This is a genomic window from Shimia biformata (assembly GCF_016888515.1).
GTDB classification, from domain to species: domain Bacteria; phylum Pseudomonadota; class Alphaproteobacteria; order Rhodobacterales; family Rhodobacteraceae; genus Shimia_A; species Shimia_A biformata.
The window spans coordinates 183,956-209,215 of the sequence record NZ_JAFEJK010000002.1; the positions used below are offsets into that span (position 1 = coordinate 183,956).

The following is a 25,260-nucleotide window of genomic DNA, read 5'->3' on the forward strand; positions in this document are numbered from 1 at the left end:
CGCATTTCCGCGTCAGTCCCAAAGCGACATTTCTTTTGTCATTGGCGCAAACCCGACGTCGCCGTTTGGATTTCAATTGGCGCCCGGCGTGGAGCCAGGCGGCGTCAGGAGTTCCCCGCACGGCCCGGCCCCGACAACATTATTCCGCCCTCAGGCCGGGAAATCCCCCCTCGCGCCTTGGCGCGGCATTCCTTATAAGGTTTTCAACGCAATACGGAGACTCGCCCATGACCGGAGAACTGTCGCCCATTGACAAGGCCAAATTCGTCGCCGCGAAACGTGCAACCGACTTTGTCGAGGACGGGATGCGGGTCGGGCTGGGAACCGGATCGACCGCCGCCTGGCTGGTGCGCTGTCTTGGGGAAATGGTGCGCGAGCAGGGGTTGCGGATAAAAGGGGTGCCGACCTCGACCCGCACGGCGGAACTGGCGCGGGAAGTGGGGATCGAAGTGGTCAGCCTGGATGCCGCGAAGTGGCTGGATGTCACGATTGACGGTGCAGATGAATTCGACGGCCAGCTGAACCTTATCAAGGGCGGCGGCGGGGCGCTGTTGCAGGAAAAGATCGTCGCCACCGCATCGGACCAGATGGTGGTGATCGCCGATGCCGGAAAAGAGGTCGAGACGCTGGGCGCCTTCCCGCTTCCGGTCGAGGTGATCCCGTTCGGCTGGCAGACCACGCAGGCGCTGATCGAGGAAACGCTGGTGGGGATGAATGTACTGGGACGCACGTCGACCCTGCGGATGAACGGCGAGGCGCCCTTTATGACGGATGAGGGCAACCACATCCTTGACCTGCATGTGAAGCGGATCGGCGACCCCCGCCAACTGGCGCTTGTCCTGAACCAGATGCCGGGCGTGGTTGAAAACGGGCTTTTCATAGATATCTGTGATGCCGTGGTGGTCGGTCATGGCGACGGCCGGGTCGAGGTGCGCGACATCAACGCGGGCACCATCGAAGAGGCCATGCTGGACTTCGCGGAAGAGGACAACCTCTTCTCGGACATCGCGGACTAGAACAGGCCGGGGCACGAAACCGGCGCGATACGGGAAATAACCATGTCATTTGACTATGATCTTTTTGTCATCGGGGGCGGCTCCGGTGGCGTCAGGGCCGCGCGGGTCGCGGCGCAGGAAGGGGCGCATGTGGCGCTGGCGGAAGAGGACCGCTATGGCGGCACCTGCGTGATCCGGGGCTGCGTGCCCAAGAAGCTGATGGTGTTTGCTTCGGAATATTCCGGCATGGTCGAGGACGCCGCCAGCTATGGCTGGCAGATCGAACCGGGTGTGTTTGACTGGGTGGCCTTCAAGACCAAGCTGCATGCCGAGCTGGACCGGCTGGAAAATGTCTATCGCGGCATTTTGAAGAACAACAACGTGGTGACCTATGACCAGCGCGCGCGGCTGGTGGATGCGCATACGGTCGAATTGGCCGATGGTCAGCAGTTCCGCGCCAAGCATATCCTGCTGGCAACCGGCGGGCGTCCGGTCACGCCTGATTTGCCGGGGGCGGAGTTGGGGATCACCTCGAACGACATCTTCCAACTTGATGCCTTGCCGAAATCCATGCTGATCGTCGGCGGCGGCTATATCGCCTGCGAGTTTGCCGGGATCATGAACGGGCTGGGCGTCGAGACCACGCAATATTACCGCGGGGCGCAAATCCTGCGAGGCTTCGACGAAGAAGCGCGCGGACTGATTTGCGAGGAAATGTGCCAGCGCGGGGTCGATGTGCATCTGGGGACCAATGTCCTTGAGATGCGCAAAGAGGGCAACGGCATCCGGGTCAAGGCCACCAACGGGACCGAGCGGGTCTTTGACGCGGTGATGTTCGCGACGGGCCGCAAGCCCAACACCGATGGCCTTGGTCTGGAAGAGATCGGTGTCGAACTGGGGCGCAGCGGGCAGGTGGTCGTCGATGACTATAGCCAGACCGCCGTGCCGTCGGTCTATGCCGTGGGTGACGTGACCGACCGGGTGAACCTGACGCCGGTGGCGATCCGCGAGGGCATGGCCTTTGTGGAAACCGTGTTCAAGGGTAACCCGACCAAGCCCGATCACGAGCTGATCCCGACCGCGATCTTTACCCAGCCCGAGTTTGGCACCGTGGGTCTGAGCGAGGAAGAGGCGCGCGATCAAGAACCGATCGAGGTCTATGCCACCAGCTTCAAACCGATGCAGCAAAGTTTCGCGGGCCGGTCCGAACGGGTCCTGATGAAGCTGATCGTATCGAAGGCCACCCGCAAGGTTCTTGGCTGTCATATCGTTGCGCCGGGCGCGGGCGAGATGATCCAGCTGGCGGGCATTGCCGTGAAGATGGGCGCAACCAAGGAAGATTTCGACCGCACGGTTGCGGTGCATCCGACCATGTCGGAAGAAATCGTGACGATGAAGACTCCGGTGCGTTCGGGTTGAATTTTGCCGCGTAAGGCTCAATTTTGGGTCAGACGCTTATGCGACAGATGAAAGAGGGGATGATCCTTAATGGCAGGTAACAGTGGCGGCCCCTGGGGGGGCGGCGGAAACCAGGGAGGCGGCGGCAATCGCGGCGGCCGTGGCGATCAGGGGGGCGGCAACAACGGTGGCCGCAGACCTCCGGGCGACGATGGCCCGCAGATCCCGGATATCGACGAGTTGATGAAGAAGGGCCAGGATCAGCTGCGCGTCCTCATGGGCGGGCGCGGCGGTCAGGGTGGTGGCCGCAATGGTGGCACCCCCGGCGGTGGCGGCGGCGCGCCGAAGTTCACCCGCACGACTGTCGGGCTGGGCATCCTGGGTGCCGGTGTCCTGTGGGCGCTGGCCAGCTTCTATACGGTGAAGCCCGAGGAACGATCGGTCGAACTGTTCCTTGGCAAGTATTACGCGACCGGCAACCCCGGTCTGAACTTCGCCCCCTGGCCTGTGGTCAGTGCCGAGGTGATCCCGGTGACGCGCGAACAGACCGAGGATATCCCGTCCTCGGGACGAGCCGGTGACGGGCTGATGCTGACGGGTGACGAGAACATCGTCGATATCGACTTCCAGGTGGTCTGGAACATCTCGGACCCGGCGCAATACCTGTTCAACCTGCGCGATCCGCAGGAAACGATCCGCGCAGTGTCGGAATCGGCCATGCGTGAGATCATCGCGCAATCGGCGCTGGCGCCGATCCTGAACCGGGACCGGGACATCATTGCCGACCGTCTGAAGGAATTGGTCCAGGAAACGCTGGACAGCTATAACTCGGGCGTGAATGTCGTGCGGGTGAACTTTGATGGTGCCGATCCGCCCGAACCGGTGAAGGACAGCTTCCGCGAAGTGCAATCGGCGTCGCAAGAGCGTGACCGCTTGCAGAAACAGGCGGATGCCTATGCCAACCGTGTGCTTGCCGGTGCGCGGGGTGAGGCGGCGCAGGTTCTGGAAGAGGCCGAAGCCTATCGTGCGCAGGTCGTGAACGAAGCGCAGGGTGAGGCCAGCCGGTTCTCGGCCGTGCTGGACGAATACCGGAAAGCGCCCGAAGTCACGCGCAAGCGGCTCTATCTTGAAACCATGGAAGAGGTTCTGGGCGGCGTGGACAAGGTCATCATCGACGAACAGACCGGTGGTCAGGGTGTCGTGCCCTACCTGCCGCTGAACGAACTCAAGAAGAAGGAGGCCAACTGATGCGCCGCACAACCTATCTTCTGCCGATCCTCGTTCTGGCCATTGTCGGTGTACTGTCCGCGATCTTTATCGTGGATGAACGCGAAAAGGCGCTTGTCCTGCAATTCGGTCGTGTCGTGACCGTCAAGGAAGACCCGGGTCTGGCCTTCAAGATCCCGCTGATTCAGGAAGTCGTGACCTATGACGACCGTATCCTCAGCCGCGAGGTCGGCCCGCTTGAGGTGACGCCATCGGATGACCGCCGTCTGGTCGTCGATGCCTTTGCGCGTTACCGGATTTCCGATGTGGAACGCTTCCGTCAGGCCGTCGGTACCGGCGGGATCGAGCAGGGCGAACGCCGCCTTGATGCGATCCTGCGTGCCCAGACCCGCGAGGTTCTGGGTAAGGTGTCTTCAAATGACATCCTGTCGACCGACCGGGCTGCACTGATGCTGGAAATTCGCAACAACGCGATCCTCGAAGCCCGCGCGCTGGGTCTTGAGGTGATCGACGTGCGGCTGAAGCGCACCGATCTGCCGCAGGCCAACCTTGAAGCGACCTTTGCCCGGATGCGGGCGGAACGTGAACGGGAAGCCGCGGACGAGATCGCGCGCGGTGAGGAAGCCGCCCAGCGGGTCCGCGCGCAGGCCGACCGGACGGTGGTCGAGCTGGTCTCGGATGCCCGCCGCCAGTCGGAGATTGCCCGTGGTGAAGCCGATGCCGAACGCAACGCGATCTTTGCAGAAGCCTATGGCGCGGATCAGGAGTTCTTTGAATTCTACCGTTCGCTGTCGGCCTATCGCAAGTCGCTGACCGGGTCGAACTCGTCGATGGTGATCTCGCCTACATCCGATTTCTTCAACTACCTGAAGTCGGATACCGGCAAGGCGTCCGGCAGCGAATGATCGCGACGGCGCTTCTGGCCATTGGCCTGGTATTGGTTGTGGAGGGGCTGGTCTATGCACTGGCCCCTTCGCTTGTCGAGGACCTGCTGGCGGCGCTGAGGGCGCTGCCCGAAGAACAGCGGCGCATCCTTGGGCTGGCAGCATTGGGCGTCGGCGTGGCGCTGGTCTGGCTGGCGCATGCGCTGGGGGTTTGACTGCGGCAATGCCCCCTGCCGTTCGGCGCAACAGGCGGTTTCCCGCCGTGTCGGGCCCGATTTCACACCGATTTCACGCCGCCCTCACATTCAATTGTTAAATCTTTCGTTAGGTTGTGTTGCGCCCCTGCGATCCTAGATACACTGTTGGTTAACGCGTTTCGCAATAGGCTTGGCCCACAGGTCGGTTTCGAAACGCTTCAACAACGCCCCGCATGTGGGGGACAAAATGTGTATGAGGAGTACAGAGCGTTGAATGGACAAACTCTCAGTGCAGGGCATGTTGCGGATCGCGGATTGCTGGTTCAGCTGCGGGCCACGTGGCTGACCCTGCTGGCCGCGGTTCTGGTCATTGCGCAGACGATGACCGCGCAGGCCCATTCCGAAGATTTTGCGGAGCTGGCGGAAAACGTCAGTGACGCGGTTGTTAACATCACCACCTCGACCGTGGTCGCGGGGCGCACCGGGCCGCAAGGCATTGTCCCGGAAGGCTCGCCGTTTGAGGATTTCTTCCGTGAATTCCAGGACCGCCAGGGCAATGGTGACCGCCCGCGCCGGACCTCGGCGCTGGGTTCGGGCTTCGTGATTTCCGAAGATGGCTACGTGGTGACGAACAACCACGTGATCGAAGGCGCGGACGAGATCCTGATCGAGTTCTTCTCGGGTGAGGAACTGCCGGCGACTCTGGTCGGACGCGATCCCAACACCGACATCGCGCTGTTGAAGGTCGAGACCGACAAGCCGCTGAAGTTCGTGCAGTTCGGAGACAGCGACCTGGCGCGCGTCGGGGACTGGGTGATGGCGATGGGCAACCCGCTGGGACAGGGGTTCTCGGTTTCTGCCGGGATCGTGTCGGCCCGCAACCGGGCATTGTCGGGCACCTATGACGACTACATCCAGACCGATGCCGCCATCAACCGGGGCAACTCGGGTGGTCCGCTGTTCAACATGGAGGGTGAGGTGATCGGCGTGAATACCGCGATCCTGTCGCCTAATGGCGGGTCGATCGGGATTGGGTTCTCGATGGCGTCGAATGTGGTGAAACGCGTGGTCGGACAGTTGAAGGAATACGGTGAAACGCGCCGTGGCTGGCTGGGTGTGCGCATTCAGGACGTGACCGAGGACATGGTCGAGGCGATTGACGGGCTGGACCGCGTCGCCGGGGCCATGGTGACCGATGTGCCGGAAGGCCCGGCAAAAGAAGCCGGTATGCTGGCCGGTGACGTGATCCTCAGCTTCGACGGCAAGGATGTCGTCAACACGCGCGGTCTGGTCAAGATGGTCGGCAACGCGCCGGTGGGTGAAATTGTGCGCATCACCGTGCTGCGCGATGGCAAGACCCAGACGCTGAAGGTGACGCTGGGCCGCCGGGAAGAGGCCGAAGGCGCCGTGCCTGCCGCCGCCGAGAAGCCGATGGATGACGACAGCCGCAAAAGCGCCGAGATCCTGGGCCTGACCATTGCGCCGCTGACTGATGCGCTGCGCGGTGAACTGGGCCTGTCGGACGACGCCGAGGGGCTGGTCGTGCAGGATGTCGACCAGACGTCGAAAGCCTGGGAAAAGGGCCTGCGCGCCGGTGACGTGCTGACCGAGGCCAGCCAGCAGGGGCTTGCCAGCATCGAGGATCTGGAAACCCGGATCGCCGAAGCGAAGGACGCCGGGCGCAAGTCGATCCTGCTTCTGGTGCGGCGCGGCGGTGAACCCCGGTTCGTGGCCTTGGCTCTGGACGAGTAGCTAACCTGCCAGGCAGATCACAAAACGACAGTGAAGCGCCCCCGCAGATCATGCGGGGGCGTTTTTGCATTCGTGCCGTTCAGGGTATTCGCAGGATTTGGGGCATGAAATGGCAAGACATAGAATGACCCAAGGAAGGTGTCCGCCATGACACAGCCTCTAGCCCGGCCAGTTTCACTGACAAGGCGACACTTGGCGCGCGTCCCGCAAAATCGTCAGGCCGCGTGGCCGGTCAATCGCAGACCCACGCATGAAGGTCGTAGCGGGGCACCAGCGGGGCGTCTGGCAGTCGCGGCGAGGTGCGCAGGTCTGGCGGTGACGTCAGATCGGCCGGTGTCTCTGGTTGTAGACTGCGGTGATCCAGCGCGAACCGCTGGCAGGTGGAAAAATCGCTGACCGCCTGTGTGGAGGTGGTGCGCAGATCGATGAGGTGACCGTTCCTGCGGGTCATCGTGGCGCGGAATTCAAGCGGGGGATCAATGACGAAGAACCGAGTGTCGGGGCCGAACAAGGTGGATTCGTCCTGCCAAGCGGGGCCCGTTGCAAAGGCCAGCTCGTAACGGCCAGGCGGAACAAGCACGAGAAAGAATGTCCCGCCCCGGATATAGGCTGCAAAGACCGGCTGGCGGGTGTCCGGGTGATGCAGGTGCAGCAGGTAGTCGGCCCCCGCGTCGGTCATGACCTGCAGGGGCAGGGTGGCGGCAAGGCCGCTGCGGTTCCACATCAGTCCGCGCGGGCGTTCGTCGGCGGCCCCGGACTGGGCCAGCAGCCAAACCAGAAGACATGGTCCGAGAACGCGCCAGATCATCGCGGCAAACCCCCTGAATAGAATTGGCCCCCTGAATAGCATTGGAAAGCATATAGCGCGTCCGGGGGGGCGTCATCCTGTCCGCTGAAGCCGCGCTATTCCGCTCCGACCGCGACCAGCCCCAGCCATTTGGCGGCTTCGAGAGACAGGATGCCGCTGTCGAGCCCTTCTGGTTTCTGGTAGCGGCGCACGGCGGCGCGGGTGGGCTTGTCGTAGCTACTGTTGATTGCGCCGCGATAGTGGCCGCGCGCCGCCAGCGCCCGTTGCAGGGTGGCGACGAACTCGGGGGTCATGACTTCGGGACAAGGGGTCTCGAACCACGTTTCGCGCCGTTCCTTGACGATCTTCTGGCGGGTTTCGGTGCGATAGACCGCCGGGTTGACGACGGTCCCGTCGGCCAGCACTTCGGCGGGTTGAAGCACCACCTGTTCGGTCACGGTTTCGACCACGGCAGGGGTGACGTCGCGGCCCCAGCAGCTGCCCGGTGCTGCACCGGGCGGACCAGAGGTGGTGGTGGTGCGGATGATTTCGGGTTCGGTAAAGGCACCAAGGTCGGGCGGCGTGACCGAGGGCACGGACTGGCATGCGGTTACAAGCGCAGCCAGAAACCAAGGGCCAAGGGCCGGAAGAAGGGCGGTGCGGATTGTCATGCTCGGGCCTCGGGCGGTGTCGCGCTGGGTTTTGCCCCTTCTACCGCGTTTTTGTGCCTGCCAAAAGGCTCAAGCGTTGCCCGTGTCCCCAGCAGTGGCGGCGGTGGCGGGTTTCAGCAACTCGTCCAGCATTGGCGACAGGTCCTCGATCCGTTCGGCGATGATATGGGTGACGTTGTTCTCGCGCTGGATGCGGCCGGTGACGCGCAGCAGGCGGCCCGCGATCACCGCGCGGCGGAAGTGTTCGTAAAGCGAGCGCCAGACGATCACGTTCACCACGCCTGTTTCGTCTTCCAGCGTGAGGAAGATCACCCCCTTGGCGGTGCCGGGACGCTGGCGCAGGATCACCAGCCCCGCCACCGTGACCCGCGCGCCATTGGGCGGATCGTCCAGCCGCGCCGCCACCAGCGCCGCGGGCGGGCGTGGCCAGTCGTCATAGGGGGCGGGGTGCGCGGTATCCATCTTGAGAACAAATATAGAACATTTATCCAATGTCGCAAGGGAACAACCAAAGGGTCGCAAAACGGGCTGGAACGCCCTAGATGGCTTGGTTAGTAAGACTTGGTTAGCAAGGCTTGGCGAATTCAACAGGGACGGCAGGATCATGGCAAAGATCACCTATATCGAGCATAACGGCACCGCGCATACCGTGGAGGTGGCCAACGGCCTGACGGTGATGGAAGGTGCGCGCGACAACAACATTCCCGGCATCGAGGCAGATTGCGGCGGCGCCTGCGCCTGTTCGACCTGCCATGTCTATGTCGCGCCCGACTGGGTCGAGAAAATCCCCGCCAAGGACGACATGGAAGAAGACATGCTGGACTTCGCCTATGAGCCCGACCCGGCCCGGTCGCGCCTGACCTGTCAGATCAAGGTCACCGACGACCTTGACGGGCTGGTCGTCAACATGCCCGAGAAACAGATCTGATGCGGCGCGCGGCCATCCTGCTGGCCGCCTGCCTTGCCGCGCCCGCCGTGGCGCAAGAGAATGTCACGGTCACCGGTGCGGGACCGAACTGCGTCGGAAGTATTGATGCCGCGCATTATGAAGGTCCGACCACCCGCTATGCCCATGGCGTGCTGGGCGATGCCGTCGAATGGGAGCGGCTGACAGTCACAGTCGGGTCAAACGGCACCTGCGCGTGGGGGACGTCGCAGATGTCGGTCACACTTCCCGACCATCGCGTTTTCGAGGATACCGAGCCGCGTCTTGCCGATCTCGATGGCGACGGCATGAATGAGGTCATCACCGTTGAAAGCTCGGTCAAACTGGGGGCGCGGGTGACGGTCTGGGGTGTCCGTGACGGTGAATTCGGCCGGGTCGCGACGACGCCTTTCATCGGCCAGCGCAACCGCTGGCTGGCACCCGTCGGGGCCGCGGATCTGGATGGGGACGGTTATGTCGAAATCGCCTATGTGGACCGCCCGCATCTGGCCAGGACGCTGCGCGTCTGGCGCTTCCAAGGTGGCAAGCTGACCGAGGTTGCGTCGAATCCTGGACTGACCAACCATCGGATCGGTCAGGATTTCATCTCGGGCGGGATCCGCGATTGCGGGCAAGGACCCGAGATGATCACGGTGGATGGCAACTGGTCGCGGGTGGTGGCCAGCCGGTTTTCCGACGGGCGGATCGCGTCCCGCGATATCGGGCCGTTTCGCGGGCAGGGCGATCTGAAAAAGGCGCTGAGCTGCCGGTGATGCGGCGCGTCTAGCGGTGCATCTCCCAGGCGCGCAGGATCGGGGCAAAGGAGGCCGCCGGGACTTCAGGCGCTGATTGCCAGGGGTGATGCGCACGGATCACCAGTGCGCCAAGCGCCATCAGAAGAAGCATCGGCACGGCTGCGGCGGCCATGCGGTCCGTGGATACCCCGCCGACAAGCGCCGCGATCAGGACGCCCAGCCCGGTCACTGCCGACAATACGCCGACGGCCAGCATGCCCCATTTCGCGCGCCCGTATTCGCCGAGGCTGACCCGCATTTCAGGGCGGGCGGCGGCCAGCGCCTCCGAGATCCCAGCGATCAGGTCGACAAACTCCGCCAGGTCAGGGTCCGATTTGGCCCCCTGTTCGGGAATGTTGATCGCTATGCGGCGCACCGTGTCGCCGCAGATCAGGTCCAGTCGCCACATGAGCTGCCGTTCGACATGGTGATCGACAAAGACGACTCGGGTCAGATCGGGCCATGCCACCTGCCAGTCCAGCGTTCCGTCCCGGGATCGGCAGGCAAGCCCATCTTCGGTCAGGTCGAAATAGCGTCGCGTGCGCAGCAGGGCGGGCTTGATCCCAAAGCGGCGTGTTCCCGCAGGCAGCTGGGTGTAGGTCATATCTGATCGGTCCTGACGCATTGCATTTGACCGCACCCTAACATGAAGTGTCCCGGCGCATGGTCAGCGATGTGGGGCGGTCAAAGCCTGCGTGCGCGGTCTGGCCGGTCACAAGAAAACCAAGCCGCGCAAAGACGGCGTGATCCTCGACCAGTTCGATCCGGGTCTGCAATTCCAGTGCCGGCAGGCGCATCGCCCTTGCCCGGTCTTCAGCCAGCGCGATCAGGTCGCGCGCCAGTCCCTGCCCACGACAGTCCGCTGCAACCGCCAGTTTTCCAAGGTAAAGCGCGTCGGCGCGCGGGGTCAGGAAGATGCAGGCGACGGGTGGGTGACCAATCACCCAGACCTCTCCCGTTTGACACTGCGCGGCGATGCTGTCCTCGGTCAGCCGGTGCATGGACGAGGGCGGGTCGATCCGCCCTTCCATATAGGCAAAGCTTGCCCGGATCAGCGACAGCACGGCGCCAAGGTCGTCCGTTGCCGGCACAAGGCGATGGGCGGCCCGCGTCAGAGCGCGCGCCAGCCGATATCACGGCGATAGAAGCCGCCAGGCCAGTCGATGGCCTCGACCATGGCATAGGCGCGGTCGCGGGCCTCTTGCAGCGATGCCCCGCGCGCGGTCACGTTCAGGACACGGCCGCCCGTGGCCACGATCTGGCCGTCCTTTTCGCCGGTGCCGGCATGGAAAACCATGTTCTTGCTGTCCTCGGGCAGGGCATCCAGCCCTTTGATGACCGAACCCTTGTCATAGCTGCCGGGATAGCCGTTTGCCGCCATGACCACGGTAATGGCGTGATCGTCAGCCCAGTTGACCTGCGCTTCGGCCAGCCGTTCCTCGGCGGCGGCGTGCAGAAGGTCCATCGCCTGCGCGCCAAGCCGCATCATCAGCACCTGACATTCCGGGTCGCCGAAACGGACGTTGTATTCGACAAGGCGCGGTTTGCCGTCCTTGATCATCAGCCCGGCATAAAGCACGCCCTGATAGGGGGTGCCGCGTTTCGCCATCTCGTCAATCGTGGGCTGGATGATCTGATCCAGCGCCATTTGCGCGATCTCATCGGTCAAGACCGGCGCGGGGGAATAGGCGCCCATGCCGCCGGTGTTCAGCCCGGTGTCGCCCTCGCCGACGCGCTTGTGATCCTGCGCGGTGCCGATGGGCAGGGCGGTCTTGCCGTCGCAGAGGATGAAGAAGCTGGCTTCCTCGCCTTCCATGAACTCTTCGATCACCACCTCGGCGCCTGCGCCACCGAAGGCGCCGCCGAACATGTCGTCGATGGCGTCCAGCGCGGTCTGCTCATCCATCGCCACGATCACGCCCTTGCCAGCGGCCAGCCCGTCGGCCTTGACCACGATCGGCGCGCCCTGTTTGCGGATATAGGCCTTGGCCGCGTCAGCGTCGGTGAAATGGCCATAGGCCGCGGTGGGGGCCTTGGCCGCGTCGCAGATTTCCTTGGTGAAGCTTTTCGACGCTTCCAGCCGCGCGGCTGCCCCGCTGGGACCGAAGACGAGAATCCCGGCCTCGCGCAGCCGGTCGGCCACGCCCGCCGCCAAAGGGGCCTCGGGTCCGACGATCACGAAGTCGATGGCGTTTTCCTCGACGAAGTTCACCACGACGCCGCCATCCTCGATATCGATCGACGCGCAATCGGCGATCTGGGCGATTCCGGCATTGCCCGGCGCCACGATCAGCTTGTCGCATTTCGGGTTCTGGTTGACCGCCCATGCCAGCGCATGCTCGCGCCCACCGCTGCCGAGAATGAGAATGTTCATGAAAGGACTCCGATCTGCTTGGCCTCGTCTGCGCGGCGTTTTAGGGTGGCGCAGGTCCCGACGCAACGCGTCATTGCGCCGACATGTCAAAACCGGAGCCATTTTGGATGCTGCCTGACGTTCTTGGGGGCGATATGTTCGCCGACATCGCGGTTGCCACCGCGACGATCGTGCTGGGTGTCTGGGTGCCGGCCTATTTCTCGCTCCGGGGGTTTCGCACCCGGCAATGGTGGGAAAAGAAAGCTGATGCCTATCAACAGGCCATTTCGGTGCTGGCGCATGAGATGCACTATTTCGACACGCTGATGGAAGATGACGTGTTGCGCCGCAATCCAACACCCGAGCAGCGTGCCACGATGACGCGCGAGTTTGACAAGGCCCGCAGCGCGCTGGACCGCTTGCGGTTTGAATCCGCCTTCCTGTTTTCCGATCAATGCCGAGAGGTACTGGACTCCCATTTCCGCTCGGTGGACGGGTTGTCCCAAGCAGATGGGAACCACGTCGATTACCTCGACAGCCGTGCGGCCCTGTCCCGCGCCGCGCTGGACCAGTTCATTGTCGCCGCCAAACGTGACCTGAAAGTATAGACCGCCATGTCCGACCTTCTCGACGATCCGATGCCGGGGCAGAACAGCCCGGAGTTCACTGTCTCCGAAATTTCGGGCGCGGTGAAAAAGACCATCGAAGGCGCCTTTGGCCGTATCCGTGTGCGCGGCGAAGTGGGGCGCGTGTTCAAGGCGCGGTCGGGGCATCTTTATTATGACGTCAAGGATGACCGGAATGTCCTCTCCTGCACCACGTGGAAGGGGCAGGTCGCGGGGCTGTCCGTGGTGCCGGAGGAAGGGCTTGAGGTTGTCGTTACCGGGCGCCTGACGGCCTTTGGTGCCCAGTCGAAATACAACATGAATGTTGATGAGGTTGCGGTCGCCGGGCAGGGCGCCCTGATGGCTCTGCTCGAAAAGCGCAAGAAACAGCTGGCCGCCGAGGGGCTGTTCGAACCGGCGCGCAAGAAACCGCTGCCCTATCTGCCCGAGATCATCGGCGTCGTGACATCCCCCTCGGGGGCGGTGATCCGCGATATCCTGCACCGGCTGCGTGACCGGTTCCCGCGCAAGGTATTGATCTGGCCCGTCGCCGTGCAGGGTGAGGCGTGTGCCCGCGAAGTCGCCCGCGCCATCGACGGATTCAACCGCCTGACGCCGGGGGGGGCGCTGCCGCGGCCGGATCTCCTGATCGTCGCCCGTGGCGGTGGTTCGATCGAGGATCTCTGGGGTTTCAACGAGGAAATCGTCGCCCGCGCCGCGGCCGCCAGCGCGATCCCGCTGATTTCGGCGGTCGGGCATGAAACCGACACGACTCTGATCGACTTTGTCTCGGACAAGCGCGCCCCGACGCCGACTGCGGCGGCGGAACTGGCAGTGCCGGTGCGCCATGAACTTCTGGCCTGGGTCGACCAGCAGGGCGCGCGGCTCAGTCGAGCCGTCAGCCACGGGTTAACCCAGCGCGGCCAGCGCCTGCGCGATCTGGCCCGCGCGCTGCCACGGGCCGAAACGCTTCTGGATACACCGCGCCAAAGGCTGGACCGCGCTGGCGACCTGCTGCCCCGCGCCCTGAGCCGTGGCATCGACAGCCGCAGGCTTGACCTGCAACGCAAGGCAGGCCCGCTGCGCCCGCAGCTGTTGCGCGTCATGATCGACCGCCGCCGCGACGCGCTGAACGCGCAGCAGAAACGCCTTGTCACGGCTGCGCCCACCCGCGAGATCCAGCGCCGCAAGGACAGGCTGGCCGATCTGGAAAAACGCCTGAAAGAGGCACATCTGCGCCGCATCGATCAACGCCGCGACAAGCTGATCGCGCTGGACAGGCTGCGTGAAACGCTGGGCTATCAGGCCACGCTGGAGCGGGGCTATGCGGTGGTCTGGGGCGATGGCAAGCTGGTCACGACGACAAAGGCGGCGCAATCGGCAAGCGAGTTGGAAATCCAGTTCGCCGATGGGCGCATGTCACCGGATGGCAAGCCCGCACAACAGAAAAAACCGAAATCCAAGCCGCCCGAGCAGGGCAGCCTGTTCTGACACCGGCTTTTTTCTGGTCACAAATACCCGCTGCGGAACCGTGCGGTCAGACACCGACTTCGGGGCCGAGGCACAGCATCTCGTCCTCGTCCGAGGCGATTTCGTAAAGCACACCCGCCGACTGCCCGTCCCGGAACTCGGCCCGCAATCCGCCGCTTTCGGAATAGAAAACCCAGCATTGCGGCACCGGGTTGTCCTCGTAGACGAAACAGATGTCACCGGCATCCTCGTACCAGACCCCTTCCTTGCATTTGCCGTCCAGAAAGGACCAGCGCACGCGGCGGTCGGGGAAATAGCGCTCGACCCCGTATCGGGTGCCGTCGGCGGCATAGAACAGGGTCTTGCCCCGGGTATAGCGGTCAAACTCCTCCGCGCTCATCGGTGATTGCGCCAGGGCGGGTGACGCCAGAAGGACAAGAAGGGCAAACAAGCGCATCATGGGGGCATGCTGCCAGAGCGGGGCAGTCTAATCCAGTGTTTCGGGTGGGTTGGGCAAACTCCCGCCCAGCCGGTCAAGGCGGCGGTTCATGGTGCGTTTCCATAAGGGGGGCAGCATGGCCATGGCGCCCATCACGGGCAGGCTTCGGGGCAGGACGGGCATGGTGGCGGGGTCGAGTTCAAGCGACGGGTAGGACCGGGATGGCCGAATGTGGTGGTCGGAATGGCGCGGCGCGTTCAGCATCAGCGCGCTGGACCAGAAATGCGGCGTATTCCAGCTGTGCCCCGGCCCGACCGGCTCGGGCTTGCCATCTTCCCCGGTTTCCCGGCGCAGCCCGTAATGCTGGACATAATCCGACAACATCAGCTGCATCTGTGCATAGATCGCCAGCGCCAAAAGCGCCGCGATGCCGCCTGTCCCTGCAATGGCATAGGCCGCAAAAACGGTCAGCGCCGCGCCTCCGACATAGGCGACATAGGGGTGGCCAAGCGTGGATTTCGACGTGCTGGCCCGCGATCGGAGCGCGGTTTCGGCCCGCAATCCGGCGGTGAAAGACCCGATCCAGGCGCGCGGCCAGAAGTGATAGAACCCTTCGCCACGCCTTGCGCTGTTGGGGTCCTTGTCGGTGGCGACATGCACGTGATGCACCCGCACGTGGGCGCTGGCGTGATGGCCGAACAACAGGGTGATATAGACCAGTTTGCCCAGACGCCGGGGCCATTTCGCGCTGCGGTGGATCAGCTCATGCGCGTTCGAGTTCGAGACCTGCCCGAAGAACAGGCCAAACCCGAGGAACAGCGCGATGTTTTCCGTCAGCCCGCGTGTGCCATGCCCCAAGGCCGCCACCGCCAGCGCCAAGAGGACGGGATGCGCCAGTCCCAGCAGGACGGACAGGGTATGGCCCGAGGGAAATTCTCCATCCGCGCCGCTGCGCGCGGCCGCGCCCTTTGCAAGCCGGTCCATCAGATAGGTGAAGGCGGTCATATAGATCAGGGCGGCAAGGCTCCACCCCCCGCCAAGAAGCCCGGCGAGGGTCAGCAGGATCACCGGGGCAAGGGTGGCAAGCGTGAACCAGATCATGTCGCCTGACTTACATCGGCGGCAAGGACGAAACAACGTTTCCAATCGGCGCACCCGCGTTCCTTTTGCAAGCGCATCCGCCGCCTTACATGTCGCTTTTGACCTCGCGCCGGGGCGGGCCAAGCGTCTAGTGTGGCGGCAATCCCGCAAGGGTCAGGGAAAGGGCGAAGACGTTGAACGACACCAAGGGTATCTGGAAATCCGGTCGCGGCAAGGGGCGCAAGACGCCCAAGGGCCGTCAGTTGGATGACACGGCACTGGCAGAGGTGCAGGCGCTTTTGGGCGAAACCCCGCGCCGCCGCGACCTGCTGATCGAGTTTCTGCACCGGATTCAGGATGCTCATGGCCACCTGTCCGCGGCCCATATCCGCGCGCTGGCCGAAGAGTTGCGGCTTTCGCAGGCCGAGGTTTATGAGGTTGCCAGTTTCTATGCCCATTTCGACGTGGTGCGAGAGGGTGAGACCCCGCCGCCGGCGCTGACCATCCGGGTCTGCGATTCGCTTTCGTGCGAACTGGCCGGGGCCGAGACGCTGAAATCTGCACTGGAGAGCGGGTTGGACACGGCGCAGGTGCGTGTCTTGCGCGCGCCCTGCATGGGGCGTTGCGACACTGCGCCGGTGCTTGAGATCGGCTACAACCATATCGACCATGCCACCCCGGAGAAGGTCATGGCGGCAATCGCGGCGGGCGATACGCATGTTCATGTTCCGGCCTATGAAACGCTGGCGGATTACCGCGCCAAAGGCGGCTATGATGCGCTGCTTGCGTTGCGCGACAGTGGCGACTGGGAAGCGGTGCAGGACAAGCTGCTGGAAGCAGGTCTGCGCGGGCTTGGCGGGGCCGGTTTTCCGTCCGGCAAGAAATGGGGATTCGTGCGCGCCAATCCCGGCCCGCGCTACCTGGCGGTGAATGGCGACGAGGGCGAACCGGGCACGTTCAAGGATCGCTACTACCTTGAGCGTATGCCGCATCTGATGCTGGAAGGCATGCTGATCGCGGCCTGGGCGGTCGAGGCGCAGACCTGTTTCATCTACATGCGCGACGAATACCCCGCCGTGCTAGACATCCTGCGCCGCGAGATCGCCGCGCTGGAGCAGGCCGGGATCGTGGCGCCGGGTTTCATCGACCTGCGGCGCGGGGCCGGGGCCTATATCTGTGGCGAGGAATCGGCGATGATCGAGTCGATCGAGGGCAAGCGCGGGCTGCCCCGCCATCGCCCGCCCTTTGTCGCGCAGGTCGGCATCTTCGACCGTCCGACGCTGGTCCACAATGTTGAAACCCTGCTCTGGATCGCGCGCATCTGCCGCGAAGGGCCGGAGGTTTTGAACCAGACCGAAAAGAACGGGCGCACCGGATTGCGGTCCTATTCGGTTTCTGGCCGGGTGGCGAAACCGGGTGTCTATCTTCTGCCCGCCGGGTCGACCATCACCGATATCATCGCCGCTGCCGGGGGCATGGCCGAGGGGCATGTCTTCAAGGCCTATCAGCCGGGTGGCCCGTCTTCGGGACTGTTGCCCGCGTCGATGGATGAGATCCCGCTGGACTTCGACACGCTGCAACCGCACGAGTCCTTTATCGGCTCGGCGGCGGTGGTGGTCCTGTCCGACAGCGACTCGGCCCGCGCGGCCGCGCTGAACATGCTGCGTTTCTTCGAGGATGAAAGCTGCGGCCAATGCACGCCCTGCCGGGTGGGGTGCGAAAAAGCGGTCAAGCTGATGCAGGCCGACCGCTGGGATCAGCCCCTGCTTGAGGAACTGTGCCAGGCCATGGGCGATGCTTCGATCTGCGGGCTGGGGCAGGCCGCGCCGAATCCGATCCGCCTGACGATGAAACACTTCCCGGACGAGGTCTGAGACTGCCCCCGCGACACGGCTGACAAGGGGGTGCCCCTGGCCTATGGTCGCCGAAACAGGGCAGGAGTCGACAATGAGTTTCATGGAAGAGATCGCATTGCGCCAGTCGATCCGGCTGGGGCTGATCGGGGTCGGGGTGATTGCGGCGCTGATCTATGCCGTGGTCTTCTGCTACCGCAAAGAAAGCTGGCCCAAGACGATCTGCAAGGCGATCCCGCTGCCTGCCTTCGGTGCCGCGGTGTGGGTGGCTTTTGGCTATCCCCTTGTTGTGGCATCGCTTTTCCTGTCAGCGCTGGGGGATATTGCACTGTCGCGCAAGGGCGATCGCGCCTTTCTGGTGGGGTTGATCGGCTTTGCAGCCGCGCATCTGGCCTATATCTGGCATTTCTGGACCCTGGCCGGTGGCCTCCCGACGGGCCCACTGTGGGCGATTGCGCTTTTGGTGCTGTTCGCCCTTTCGACCGAGGTCTGGCTGTCGCCCCATACTGGGGGGCTGCGCTGGCCGGTTCGTATCTATGTGGTGCTGATCACGCTGATGGGGATCACCGCGCTGGGGCTTGAGGGGCGCGAGATCGCGGTCTGGGGCGCGTTTGCCTTTGTCGCCTCGGACACGCTTCTTGCGGTCCAGCTGTTCCGCATGCCTGATACCTCACCTGGGCAGCGCCCCGCCGCCGTTGCGCTGTGGCTGCTTTATGCGGGAGGCCAGCTTGCCATCCTTGCCGGGGCGGGCTTTGCCCAGCCGCTCTTCCATCTTTGAAAAACAAGGGTTAGGTGAAAGGGACAGATACCCCGGAGACCCGACATGGCGTTTTTCTCGAAACTCAAGGAACGGCTGTTCAAATCCTCGTCCAAGCTGGAAGAGGGGCTGGACGCGATTATCGAGGATGGTGGGGTCGAGGAAACACCCGAGGAAATCCCGGCCGAGGTGCCGGTAGAAGCGCCCGCAGACGCACCGCAGGAATCCCCCGCGCCGGAACCGGAACAGCCTGTAGACATACCTGTCGAAGTGCCCGTCGAAGTTCCCGTGGCACCGCAGCCTGCCAGCCCTGATCCCGCTCCGGTAGAAGTGCCGCTCGCACCTGTACCTGAACCCGTGCCAGTTCCGGCACCGGAGCCGACTGAAGTCCCGGAACCCGCGCCGACCCCTGCCGAGCCGGAAGAACCCACTCAGAAACATGGGCTTTTCAGCCGTCTGACAGGGCGCAGCCCGGCGAAACCGGTGGTGCGCCGGGTGCTGGATGACGACATGCTGGAGCAGCTCGAAGAATTGCTGATCGCTTCGGACATGGGGGTCGATACAGCCCTGCGCGTCACCGCCAATATCGCCGAAGGGCGGTTCGGCAAGCGGCTGTCGACGCAGGAAATCAAGGACCTTCTGGCCGCCGAGATCGCCCGCATCATGGAAACCGTGGCCAAGCCGATGCCGCTCTACCCCCATACGCCGCAAGTGGTGCTGGTGGTGGGTGTGAACGGGTCCGGCAAGACCACCACGATCGGCAAGCTGGCCAGCCAGTTCAAGGCCGCCGGCAAGAAGGTGGTGATCGCGGCGGGCGACACGTTCCGCGCCGCCGCCGTGGAACAGCTTCAGGTCTGGGGCGACCGCGCCGGGGTGCCGGTCCTGACCGCGCCCGAGGGCAGCGACCCGGCGTCGCTGGCCTTCGATGCGATGACCAAAGCCCAGGCCGAGGGCGCAGACCTTCTGATGATCGACACGGCGGGGCGGTTGCAGAACCGCGCTGATCTTATGGAGGAACTGGCCAAGATCGTCCGCGTGATCCGCAAAAAGGACGAGACCGCGCCGCACAATACGCTTCTGGTTCTGGACGCGACCACGGGTCAGAACGCGATCAATCAGGTCGAGACGTTCCAGAAACTGGCCGATGTGTCGGGGCTGGTGATGACCAAGCTCGACGGCACGGCCAAGGGCGGCATCTTGGTGTCGCTGGCCGACAAGTTCGGGCTGCCGATCCATGCGATTGGCGTGGGCGAGAAGATCGACGACCTTGCCCCGTTCGACCCGGAAGAATTTGCAGATGCGCTGACAGGGCGCGGCGCCGGGGAATGAGACCCGCGCGCCTCTTCCTCTTGCCAGAAATACCTCGGGGGAAGCGTGGAAATGTCTGCATTTCCATGCGCGGGGGCGGCGCCCCCGTCCCGGGCCGACAGGGTTGCCACCGGGCATGAGCAGCTGGATCACATCAATCGAAGGCACCGCTGCCGGAGAACAGGCCGCGCTGGTGCTCGCCCTGATCGCGGCCTTCCTGCACGCGGTCTTTGGCGCGCTGCAGAAGGGCAAGCATGATCCGTGGCTCAGTCGCGGGGCGATTGATTTCTCGCTTCTGGTGATCTCAGCCCCTATCGCGCTGTTCCTTGTGCCCTGGCCCGAAGGTAATGTGTGGTTCCTGCTTCTGGGCGCGCTGGCGATCCATTTCGTTTACAAGATCGGCATGGCGCTGGCTTTTTCGCGCGGTGCCTTCACCGTGGTTTACCCGGTGGTGCGCGGGACCGGGCCGCTGTTCACGGTGATCGGGGCCTGGATCATTTTCGGCGAGAGCTTTTCCGGCGTTCAGTGGCTGGGTGTTCTGGTTCTGCTGGGTGGGATTTTCGGTCTGGCGATCTATAACCTGATCCATATCGACACCCAGCGCGAGACGCTGGTTCCCGCCCTATGGCTTGCGGTCGGGACCGGGGCGCTGGTGGCGGTCTACACGACCTATGACGCCTATGGCATCCGCGCCACCCCCGACCCGTTCACCTTCCTGGCGTGGTTCTTTTTCATCACGGCGCTCGATTTTCCGATCATCGCCGCGCTCAGATACCGCAACATGACCCACCGCCCGCCGCTGCGCCCGCTGCTGACGCGCGGGTTGATCGGGGCGTTCGTGGCCTATGGGTCATTTGGTTCGGTCATGCTGGCGACGCGGCTGGGCAAGGTCGGAGAGGCGGCTGTGTTGCGCGAGACCTCGCCCGTGTTCGCCGCGATCATCGGCTGGCTGGTGCTGAAGGAAACCGTCGGCCCACGCCGGATCGCATTGATGACATTGATTGCCGCGGGCGCTGTGATAGTTGAGATGGGCGGCAGATAGGAAAGACGCATGGCAGGCAAGAAAATCAACCCGACCCTGAAGATGGTGCTGGAGTTCGGCCCGATCGTGGCCTTCTTCGCGGCCTATCTGAAACTGCGTGACCAGACAGTGGCCATTGCCGGAACCGAGTATGACGGGTTCATTGTCGCCACGGCGGGTTTCGTGCCGCTGATTATTCTGACCACGGCGATCCTGTGGAAACTGACAGGACATATCAGCCGGATGCAGATTGCCACCGTGGTTCTGGTGGTGATCTTTGGCGGGTTGTCGGTCTGGCTGAACGACGACCGGTTCTTCAAGATGAAGCCGACGATGATCTATCTGTTGTTCGGCGGCATCCTCGGCGTAGGGCTGCTGCGCGGGCGATCCTACCTCAAGCTGGTCATGGAAGAGGTGATGCCGCTTGAAGATCAGGGCTGGATGATCCTGACCCGCCGCCTGACGGCGTTTTTCCTGGGGCTGGCGGTGCTGAACGAGGTGATCTGGCGGTTCTTCTCAACCGACACTTGGGTCTATTTCAAGACCTTCGGTCTGACGGCGGCGATCTTTGTCTTCTTCATTTTTCAGGGGAAGGTTTTTTCGGACTACGGGATCGAGGAAGAGGACGAGGAAGAGGAGCAGGCTTAGGCCGCGTTGATGTTTCGCGGGGCGTGCCAACGGGCCGGGCGGTCTGTTACTGCGATTGCGATGCAGGCGGCATTGGCGCCGCGTCGATAAATGCAGGCACCTCCTGACACGCCTTTTCCACCGCGACGATCCGGGGCAGGTCGCCAAAGTCGACCTCCCACCGCCGTGCATTGTAGAGCTGGGGGATCAGGCAGAGATCGGGGAGCATCGGTGCATCCCCGCAACAGAACGGCGACTGAGTGAACCCGGCAAGAAGCACCTCGAATGCCTCAAGGCCCGGACGAATAAAGCGCTGCATCCATGCCCTCATCGTGGTGTCGCGATCCCCTGTCAGACTGGCGGCATAGGCGACGGTGCCGAGGTTGCACACAGGATGCACATCCACCGCCAGCGCATGGGCCAGTGCGCGCACATGTGCCGCCTGAACCGGGTCGCTGGGCACCCAACCCATACCGCGCGTGGTGTCGAGATATTCCAGGATGGCCAGCGACTGGGTGAACCGCTGCCCGTCGATTTCCAATACAGGCACCAGTCCTTGCGGGTTGCGGGCCATGTGTTCGGCGCCCTTCTGTGCCCCTGCGACCAGATCCACCGGGACCGAGCGCCACGGCACCCCGGCGAGGTTCAGCGCAATCCGCACCCGGTAGCTGGCGGACGAACGCCAGTAGTCGAACAGGAGTGCCTCAGACACTTTTGAGTTCTTTGGCATGCATCCAGTCGGCATGACGCGGGGCCTTTTTGGTGCGCGACCATTCTTCCAGCATGTCCCATTTCACGTCGTTGAGCCGCGCCAGCATCGCATCTTCCGCCGGGTCGGGGCAGGCCAGTTCGATGCGGTGGCCGTTGGGATCGAAGAAATAGATCGAGTGGAAGATCGAGTGATCGGTGACGCCCAGAACCTCAACCCCGTTGGCCTCGAGATGGTCGCGGTAGGCAATCAGCTCGTCCCGGTCACGGACCTTGAAGGCGATGTGCTGAACCCAGACCGGCGTGTTCGGGTCGCGGCCCATTTCGGGCTTGGTCGGCAGTTCGAAGAACGCCAGCACGTTGCCGTTTCCGGCATCGAGGAACACATGCATGTAGGGATCGGGTTCATGGGTCGAGGGCACGTGATCCTCGGCAATGGCAAGGATGAAGTCCATCTTCAGCATTTTGCCATACCATTCGACGGTCTCCTTGGCGTCCTTGCAGCGATAGGCGACGTGGTGAATCTGTTCGATCTTCATGGCGCGTCTCCTGTCAGGCGTGCGGCCTCGACCGCATCCGCCAGCACCGCGTTGTCGCCGATATGGTTCGCCAGAACCAGGATCAGCCGCGCGTTCAGAGCATCGCTTTCTGCCTTGGTCAAGCCGTCATGGGCAGCCAGCCAGCCGGCATAGAAATCGTCGGGCTTGGCAAGGTTGGGGGTCAGGATCAGGTCGGACATCGGATCACTCCTTTCCCGTGGCGCGGCGGATCGCGGCACGCATCAGGTGGTCGTCATAGCTGGGGCGGCGGGCGGCGACGTGCTGATCGGGGCGGATCAGGTAGACCGCGCTGTCATTGTCGCCCAGATAGCGCTCTTTCAGCGCCATGGTCGGGTCATCCTTCACCGACAGCGCGAGCCGGGTGACTGTTATGCCGTCTTCCTCGATGCTTTCGGGCGCGTCGGCGTCGATGGTCAGAAGGGTGAAGCCGATGCCCAGCTGATCCAGCAGGAACCCGTCGCCCAGAGCCACGTCGGGGCAGGGCGATCCGGGGCGGCTGCGGGCAGGACCGTCCAGCGCATCGGCCGAATTCAGCGGCGAGCCGTCATAGGTGCAGGGCACACTCAGGCGGCCCGAATTCACCAGCGGGCGCGCAAAATCATACTGTTCGGACAGATCCAGCACCGCGTCACGCATGATCCGGCTGATTTCGGATTTCGGTGTGATGAAATCGGTCGAGCGGGTCGAGTTCATGATGTTCTCTTCCGCGCCGTGGATGCGTTCGACATCGTAGCTGTCCAAAAGGCTTTCGGGCGCGTTGCCATCGAGGACCAGTTTCAGCTTCCAGATCAGGTTGTCGGTATCCTGCAACCCGCTGTTGGCGCCGCGCGCGCCAAAAGGCGACACCTGATGCGCCGAGTCCCCGGCAAACAACACCCGGCCATAGCGGAATTTCTCCATCCGGCGGCACTGGAACGTGTAGATCGACACCCATTCCAGTTCGAAATCCACGTCATCCCCCAGCATCGCCTTGAGGCGCGGAATGACGTTCTCGGGGCGTTTTTCCTTTTCCTTGTCGATGTCCCAGCCCAGTTGCAGGTCAATGCGCCAGACATTGTCGGGCTGCTTGTGCAACAGCGCCGACTGCCCCTTGTTGAAGGGCGGGTCGAACCAGAACCAGCGCTCGGACGGGAAATCGGCCTCCATCACCACGTCGGCGATCAGGAAATTGTCCTCGAACACACGACCCACGAAATCCAGCCCCAGCATCGACCGTGTCGGCGAGGTCGCGCCGTCACAGGCAATCAGCCAGTCCGCTTCGAGGTTATAGGAGCCTTCGGGCGTGTCGATCTCAAGCGTGACGTGATCGGGATGGGTGCCGATCGCCGAGACCTTGTTGCGGCCCCGGATTTCGATCATGGCGCCCTCGACCTGCAAATCACGGACCCGTTCGACGAGGAATTGTTCAAGGTAATATTGCTGGAGGTTGATGAAAGCGGGGCGGCGGTGGCCCTTTTCGGCCAGCAATTCGAACTTGTAGACCTCACGCGTGTCGAAAAACACCTTGCCGACATCCCATTCGACGCCCTTGTCGACCATCTTCTGACCGCAGCCCAGACGGTCGAGGATTTCCAGCGGCCGCTTGGCGAAACAGATGGCGCGGCTGCCAAAGCTGACGCGGTCATTGTCATCCAGAACCACCACCTCGATCCCCTGCTGGGCCAGGTCGATGGCAGCGGCCAGGCCAACCGGACCGGCCCCGATCACGACCACCTTGCGGCGGGCCGGGGTGGTCTGATCCTGGTCCTCGCTGCGCTCGTACGGGTAAAGCGGTATCTCGAAAATCTTGGTCATGGTCTCCTCCCGGGCAGGCGTGCAGGCCTAGAATGCCACCAAGCGCGGGTGACGTGTTTGATGTAGGTCATCGGTCAGTTGGGCTGACCTTTCGCCTAGCCCTGCAACGCCTCCCACATTTCCAGATCGCGCTGGGCGGTCCAGATGCGGGGGGTGTCAATCCCGCGGGCCTCGTCATAGGCGCGGGCGACGTTGAAGGGCAGGCAGTGTTCATAGATCGCGTAATCGGCGAATTTCGGGTCACATTCGGCGCGGACCGCATCCCATGCTTCCTTGAGCGACCCGCCCCGTGCCGCAACCCTCGCCACCGGACGATAGGTGCTTTCCACGAAATCGCGGGTGTTCTCGATGGCGGCATTGACCATGTCCTTGCCCACGAGTGCATCGCCGCGCCCCGGTGCGATGGCATCGACGTCGAACCATTTGATCGCGTCCAGCGTGTCGCCCCAATCGTTGAAATGCCCGTCGCCGCAGTAGCAGGCCGAGTGGTACTCGACGATGTCTCCGGTGAACATGACGTTCTGGTCGGGGACATGGATCACGATGTCACCAGCGGTATGCGCCCGGCCGAGATGCATCAGGTCAACCCGGCGATTGCCGAGGTAAACGGTCATCGAGTCGCTGAAGGTCGTCGTCGGCCAAGTCAGGCCGGGGATCGATTCATGACCTTCGAACAGGCGCGGGAAACGCTGGAACTCACTGTCCCAGTCCTCTTGTCCACGCTCGACCACCATGGCGCGGGCCATGTCCGACATCAGGATCTGGTCAGCACCATAGGCAGATGCCCCCAGCACCCGCACGGCATGATAATGGGTCAGCGCGACATGGGTGATCGGCTTGTCCGTCACCTCGCGCACTTTCTCGATCACCTTGTTGGCAAGGCGCGGGGTGGCCTGCGCCTCGACGATCATCACGCTGTCGTCGCCGACAATGACGCCCGAGTTCGGGTCGCCCTCGGCAGTAAAGGCCCACAGGCCCTCGCCCACCTCTTCGAAGGTGATGGTCTTTTCGGTCATGTCGCCTTGTGATGCGAATGCTTTGGCCATGATGGGTTT

General features: G+C 63.4%; 28 protein-coding genes. 15 read left to right on the plus strand and 13 right to left on the minus strand.

The features are described from left to right. Positions 1-227 precede the first annotated feature (227 nt). The 6 genes from rpiA to JQ863_RS16145 all read left to right on the plus strand — a co-directional run bounded on the left by rpiA (position 228) and on the right by JQ863_RS16145 (position 6,453). Positions 228-1,016: a ribose-5-phosphate isomerase RpiA gene (gene rpiA / locus JQ863_RS16120; protein WP_204115357.1), complete on the plus strand. Its 789-nt coding sequence runs from the start codon at positions 228-230 to the stop codon at positions 1,014-1,016. Between the two features lie 42 nt (positions 1,017-1,058). Further along, positions 1,059-2,414, plus strand: coding sequence for a glutathione-disulfide reductase (gene gor, locus JQ863_RS16125; protein WP_204115358.1), 1,356 nt, complete (start codon positions 1,059-1,061; stop codon positions 2,412-2,414). Between the two features lie 69 nt (positions 2,415-2,483). Beyond that, complete coding sequence (hflK, locus tag JQ863_RS16130) at positions 2,484-3,641, plus strand: FtsH protease activity modulator HflK (RefSeq protein ID WP_204115359.1); 1,158 nt, start codon at positions 2,484-2,486, stop codon at positions 3,639-3,641. Further along, positions 3,641-4,525, plus strand: coding sequence for a protease modulator HflC (gene hflC / locus JQ863_RS16135; RefSeq protein WP_204115360.1), 885 nt, complete (start codon positions 3,641-3,643; stop codon positions 4,523-4,525). Before hflK ends, hflC begins: the two co-directional genes overlap by 1 nt. Beyond that, positions 4,522-4,719, plus strand: a complete 198-nt coding sequence (locus JQ863_RS16140; protein WP_204115361.1) for a DUF2065 domain-containing protein — start codon at positions 4,522-4,524, stop codon at positions 4,717-4,719. Before hflC ends, JQ863_RS16140 begins: the two co-directional genes overlap by 4 nt. Positions 4,720-5,082: 363 nt before the next feature. Then, positions 5,083-6,453 (plus strand): Do family serine endopeptidase, encoded by a 1,371-nt coding sequence (locus tag JQ863_RS16145; protein ID WP_204115524.1) that lies wholly within the window; start codon positions 5,083-5,085, stop codon positions 6,451-6,453. A 232-nt stretch (positions 6,454-6,685) separates the two neighbouring features. Here the strand turns inward: JQ863_RS16145 and JQ863_RS16150 are convergent, their stop codons facing one another. The 3 genes from JQ863_RS16150 to JQ863_RS16160 all read right to left on the minus strand — a co-directional run bounded on the left by JQ863_RS16150 (position 6,686) and on the right by JQ863_RS16160 (position 8,373). Then, positions 6,686-7,261 (minus strand): hypothetical protein, encoded by a 576-nt coding sequence (locus tag JQ863_RS16150; RefSeq protein ID WP_204115362.1) that lies wholly within the window; start codon positions 7,259-7,261, stop codon positions 6,686-6,688. A gap of 95 nt (positions 7,262-7,356) precedes the next feature. After that, positions 7,357-7,911, minus strand: coding sequence for a peptidoglycan-binding domain-containing protein (locus JQ863_RS16155; protein ID WP_204115363.1), 555 nt, complete (start codon positions 7,909-7,911; stop codon positions 7,357-7,359). Between the two features lie 69 nt (positions 7,912-7,980). Continuing rightward, positions 7,981-8,373 carry an OB-fold nucleic acid binding domain-containing protein gene (locus JQ863_RS16160; RefSeq protein ID WP_204115364.1) on the minus strand — a complete coding sequence of 131 codons (393 nt, stop codon included), beginning with the start codon at positions 8,371-8,373 and terminating at the stop codon, positions 7,981-7,983. 142 nt (positions 8,374-8,515) lie between these two features. Here JQ863_RS16160 and JQ863_RS16165 point away from each other — a divergent pair, with 142 nt between their 5' ends. Then, positions 8,516-8,839, plus strand: coding sequence for a 2Fe-2S iron-sulfur cluster-binding protein (locus tag JQ863_RS16165; RefSeq protein WP_204115365.1), 324 nt, complete (start codon positions 8,516-8,518; stop codon positions 8,837-8,839). Beyond that, complete coding sequence (locus tag JQ863_RS16170) at positions 8,839-9,609, plus strand: FG-GAP repeat domain-containing protein (protein ID WP_204115366.1); 771 nt, start codon at positions 8,839-8,841, stop codon at positions 9,607-9,609. Before JQ863_RS16165 ends, JQ863_RS16170 begins: the two co-directional genes overlap by 1 nt. 10 nt (positions 9,610-9,619) lie before the next feature. On the opposite strand, the gene JQ863_RS16175 is transcribed toward JQ863_RS16170, so the two are convergent. The 3 genes from JQ863_RS16175 to purD are packed head-to-tail and all read right to left on the minus strand — an operon-like array spanning position 9,620 to position 12,004. Next, complete coding sequence (locus JQ863_RS16175) at positions 9,620-10,234, minus strand: hypothetical protein (RefSeq protein WP_204115367.1); 615 nt, start codon at positions 10,232-10,234, stop codon at positions 9,620-9,622. 37 nt (positions 10,235-10,271) lie between these two features. Beyond that, positions 10,272-10,721, minus strand: a complete 450-nt coding sequence (locus tag JQ863_RS16180) for a GNAT family N-acetyltransferase (protein ID WP_420826282.1) — start codon at positions 10,719-10,721, stop codon at positions 10,272-10,274. Positions 10,722-10,741: 20 nt separating this feature from the next. Beyond that, positions 10,742-12,004 carry a phosphoribosylamine--glycine ligase gene (purD, locus tag JQ863_RS16185; protein ID WP_204115368.1) on the minus strand — a complete coding sequence of 421 codons (1,263 nt, stop codon included), beginning with the start codon at positions 12,002-12,004 and terminating at the stop codon, positions 10,742-10,744. A gap of 107 nt (positions 12,005-12,111) precedes the next feature. Here purD and JQ863_RS16190 point away from each other — a divergent pair, with 107 nt between their 5' ends. Both JQ863_RS16190 and xseA read left to right on the plus strand, forming a co-directional pair. Further along, positions 12,112-12,591: a hypothetical protein gene (locus JQ863_RS16190; RefSeq protein WP_204115369.1), complete on the plus strand. Its 480-nt coding sequence runs from the start codon at positions 12,112-12,114 to the stop codon at positions 12,589-12,591. A gap of 6 nt (positions 12,592-12,597) precedes the next feature. After that, positions 12,598-14,079: an exodeoxyribonuclease VII large subunit gene (gene xseA / locus JQ863_RS16195; protein WP_204115370.1), complete on the plus strand. Its 1,482-nt coding sequence runs from the start codon at positions 12,598-12,600 to the stop codon at positions 14,077-14,079. Positions 14,080-14,125: 46 nt separating this feature from the next. On the opposite strand, the gene JQ863_RS16200 is transcribed toward xseA, so the two are convergent. Both JQ863_RS16200 and JQ863_RS16205 read right to left on the minus strand, forming a co-directional pair. Continuing rightward, on the minus strand, positions 14,126-14,518 hold the full coding sequence (locus JQ863_RS16200; protein ID WP_204115371.1) for a hypothetical protein: 393 nt from the start codon (positions 14,516-14,518) through the stop codon (positions 14,126-14,128). A gap of 27 nt (positions 14,519-14,545) precedes the next feature. Next, entirely contained in the window at positions 14,546-15,598 is a 1,053-nt protein-coding gene (locus JQ863_RS16205; protein ID WP_204115372.1) for an alkane 1-monooxygenase, read from the minus strand. Positions 15,599-15,771: 173 nt separating this feature from the next. On the opposite strand from JQ863_RS16205, the gene JQ863_RS16210 reads away from it, so the two are divergent. From JQ863_RS16210 to JQ863_RS16230, 5 genes are all read left to right on the plus strand, one after another. Continuing rightward, positions 15,772-17,451, plus strand: a complete 1,680-nt coding sequence (locus JQ863_RS16210) for an NAD(P)H-dependent oxidoreductase subunit E (protein ID WP_204115373.1) — start codon at positions 15,772-15,774, stop codon at positions 17,449-17,451. A 73-nt stretch (positions 17,452-17,524) separates the two neighbouring features. Further along, positions 17,525-18,208, plus strand: a complete 684-nt coding sequence (locus JQ863_RS16215; protein WP_204115374.1) for a lysoplasmalogenase — start codon at positions 17,525-17,527, stop codon at positions 18,206-18,208. Between the two features lie 45 nt (positions 18,209-18,253). Next, positions 18,254-19,516, plus strand: coding sequence for a signal recognition particle-docking protein FtsY (ftsY, locus tag JQ863_RS16220; protein WP_204115375.1), 1,263 nt, complete (start codon positions 18,254-18,256; stop codon positions 19,514-19,516). Positions 19,517-19,631: 115 nt separating this feature from the next. Continuing rightward, positions 19,632-20,537: a DMT family transporter gene (locus tag JQ863_RS16225; RefSeq protein WP_204115376.1), complete on the plus strand. Its 906-nt coding sequence runs from the start codon at positions 19,632-19,634 to the stop codon at positions 20,535-20,537. A gap of 9 nt (positions 20,538-20,546) precedes the next feature. Then, a complete protein-coding gene (locus JQ863_RS16230; protein WP_204115377.1) occupies positions 20,547-21,164 on the plus strand; it encodes an inner membrane-spanning protein YciB in 618 nt (205 codons plus the stop codon). Between the two features lie 46 nt (positions 21,165-21,210). On the opposite strand, the gene maiA is transcribed toward JQ863_RS16230, so the two are convergent. From maiA to JQ863_RS16255, 5 genes are all read right to left on the minus strand, one after another. Then, on the minus strand, positions 21,211-21,855 hold the full coding sequence (maiA, locus tag JQ863_RS16235) for a maleylacetoacetate isomerase (RefSeq protein WP_204115378.1): 645 nt from the start codon (positions 21,853-21,855) through the stop codon (positions 21,211-21,213). Then, the gene (locus JQ863_RS16240) at positions 21,848-22,390 is read right to left on the minus strand and encodes a VOC family protein (protein WP_204115379.1); all 543 of its coding nucleotides are present in this window, start codon (positions 22,388-22,390) and stop codon (positions 21,848-21,850) included. Before JQ863_RS16240 ends, maiA begins: the two co-directional genes overlap by 8 nt. Continuing rightward, the gene (locus JQ863_RS16245; protein ID WP_204115380.1) at positions 22,387-22,590 is read right to left on the minus strand and encodes a DUF2783 domain-containing protein; all 204 of its coding nucleotides are present in this window, start codon (positions 22,588-22,590) and stop codon (positions 22,387-22,389) included. Before JQ863_RS16245 ends, JQ863_RS16240 begins: the two co-directional genes overlap by 4 nt. A 4-nt stretch (positions 22,591-22,594) precedes the next feature. Continuing rightward, positions 22,595-24,205 carry an FAD-dependent oxidoreductase gene (locus JQ863_RS16250; protein ID WP_204115381.1) on the minus strand — a complete coding sequence of 537 codons (1,611 nt, stop codon included), beginning with the start codon at positions 24,203-24,205 and terminating at the stop codon, positions 22,595-22,597. Between the two features lie 95 nt (positions 24,206-24,300). Further along, complete coding sequence (locus JQ863_RS16255) at positions 24,301-25,251, minus strand: MBL fold metallo-hydrolase (RefSeq protein ID WP_204115382.1); 951 nt, start codon at positions 25,249-25,251, stop codon at positions 24,301-24,303. Between the last annotated feature and the right edge of the window lie 9 nt (positions 25,252-25,260).

Coding starts and splice junctions, on each gene's coding strand:
- xseA (WP_204115370.1), top strand. CDS start 12,598: ATGTCCGACCTTCTCGACGATCCGATGCCGGGGCAGAACAGCCCGGAG.
- JQ863_RS16145 (WP_204115524.1), top strand. CDS start 5,083: ATGACCGCGCAGGCCCATTCCGAAGATTTTGCGGAGCTGGCGGAAAAC.
- JQ863_RS16240 (WP_204115379.1), bottom strand. CDS start 22,390: ATGAAGATCGAACAGATTCACCACGTCGCCTATCGCTGCAAGGACGCC.
- JQ863_RS16155 (WP_204115363.1), bottom strand. CDS start 7,911: ATGACAATCCGCACCGCCCTTCTTCCGGCCCTTGGCCCTTGGTTTCTG.
- JQ863_RS16205 (WP_204115372.1), bottom strand. CDS start 15,598: ATGATCTGGTTCACGCTTGCCACCCTTGCCCCGGTGATCCTGCTGACC.
- JQ863_RS16245 (WP_204115380.1), bottom strand. CDS start 22,590: ATGTCCGACCTGATCCTGACCCCCAACCTTGCCAAGCCCGACGATTTC.
- JQ863_RS16230 (WP_204115377.1), top strand. CDS start 20,547: ATGGCAGGCAAGAAAATCAACCCGACCCTGAAGATGGTGCTGGAGTTC.
- JQ863_RS16175 (WP_204115367.1), bottom strand. CDS start 10,234: ATGACCTACACCCAGCTGCCTGCGGGAACACGCCGCTTTGGGATCAAG.
- JQ863_RS16160 (WP_204115364.1), bottom strand. CDS start 8,373: ATGGATACCGCGCACCCCGCCCCCTATGACGACTGGCCACGCCCGCCC.
- hflK (WP_204115359.1), top strand. CDS start 2,484: ATGGCAGGTAACAGTGGCGGCCCCTGGGGGGGCGGCGGAAACCAGGGA.
- JQ863_RS16165 (WP_204115365.1), top strand. CDS start 8,516: ATGGCAAAGATCACCTATATCGAGCATAACGGCACCGCGCATACCGTG.
- rpiA (WP_204115357.1), top strand. CDS start 228: ATGACCGGAGAACTGTCGCCCATTGACAAGGCCAAATTCGTCGCCGCG.
- JQ863_RS16140 (WP_204115361.1), top strand. CDS start 4,522: ATGATCGCGACGGCGCTTCTGGCCATTGGCCTGGTATTGGTTGTGGAG.
- JQ863_RS16215 (WP_204115374.1), top strand. CDS start 17,525: ATGAGTTTCATGGAAGAGATCGCATTGCGCCAGTCGATCCGGCTGGGG.
- ftsY (WP_204115375.1), top strand. CDS start 18,254: ATGGCGTTTTTCTCGAAACTCAAGGAACGGCTGTTCAAATCCTCGTCC.
- hflC (WP_204115360.1), top strand. CDS start 3,641: ATGCGCCGCACAACCTATCTTCTGCCGATCCTCGTTCTGGCCATTGTC.
- purD (WP_204115368.1), bottom strand. CDS start 12,004: ATGAACATTCTCATTCTCGGCAGCGGTGGGCGCGAGCATGCGCTGGCA.
- JQ863_RS16150 (WP_204115362.1), bottom strand. CDS start 7,261: ATGATCTGGCGCGTTCTCGGACCATGTCTTCTGGTTTGGCTGCTGGCC.
- JQ863_RS16255 (WP_204115382.1), bottom strand. CDS start 25,251: ATGGCCAAAGCATTCGCATCACAAGGCGACATGACCGAAAAGACCATC.
- JQ863_RS16170 (WP_204115366.1), top strand. CDS start 8,839: ATGCGGCGCGCGGCCATCCTGCTGGCCGCCTGCCTTGCCGCGCCCGCC.
- gor (WP_204115358.1), top strand. CDS start 1,059: ATGTCATTTGACTATGATCTTTTTGTCATCGGGGGCGGCTCCGGTGGC.
- JQ863_RS16225 (WP_204115376.1), top strand. CDS start 19,632: ATGAGCAGCTGGATCACATCAATCGAAGGCACCGCTGCCGGAGAACAG.
- JQ863_RS16200 (WP_204115371.1), bottom strand. CDS start 14,518: ATGATGCGCTTGTTTGCCCTTCTTGTCCTTCTGGCGTCACCCGCCCTG.
- JQ863_RS16190 (WP_204115369.1), top strand. CDS start 12,112: ATGCTGCCTGACGTTCTTGGGGGCGATATGTTCGCCGACATCGCGGTT.
- JQ863_RS16250 (WP_204115381.1), bottom strand. CDS start 24,205: ATGACCAAGATTTTCGAGATACCGCTTTACCCGTACGAGCGCAGCGAG.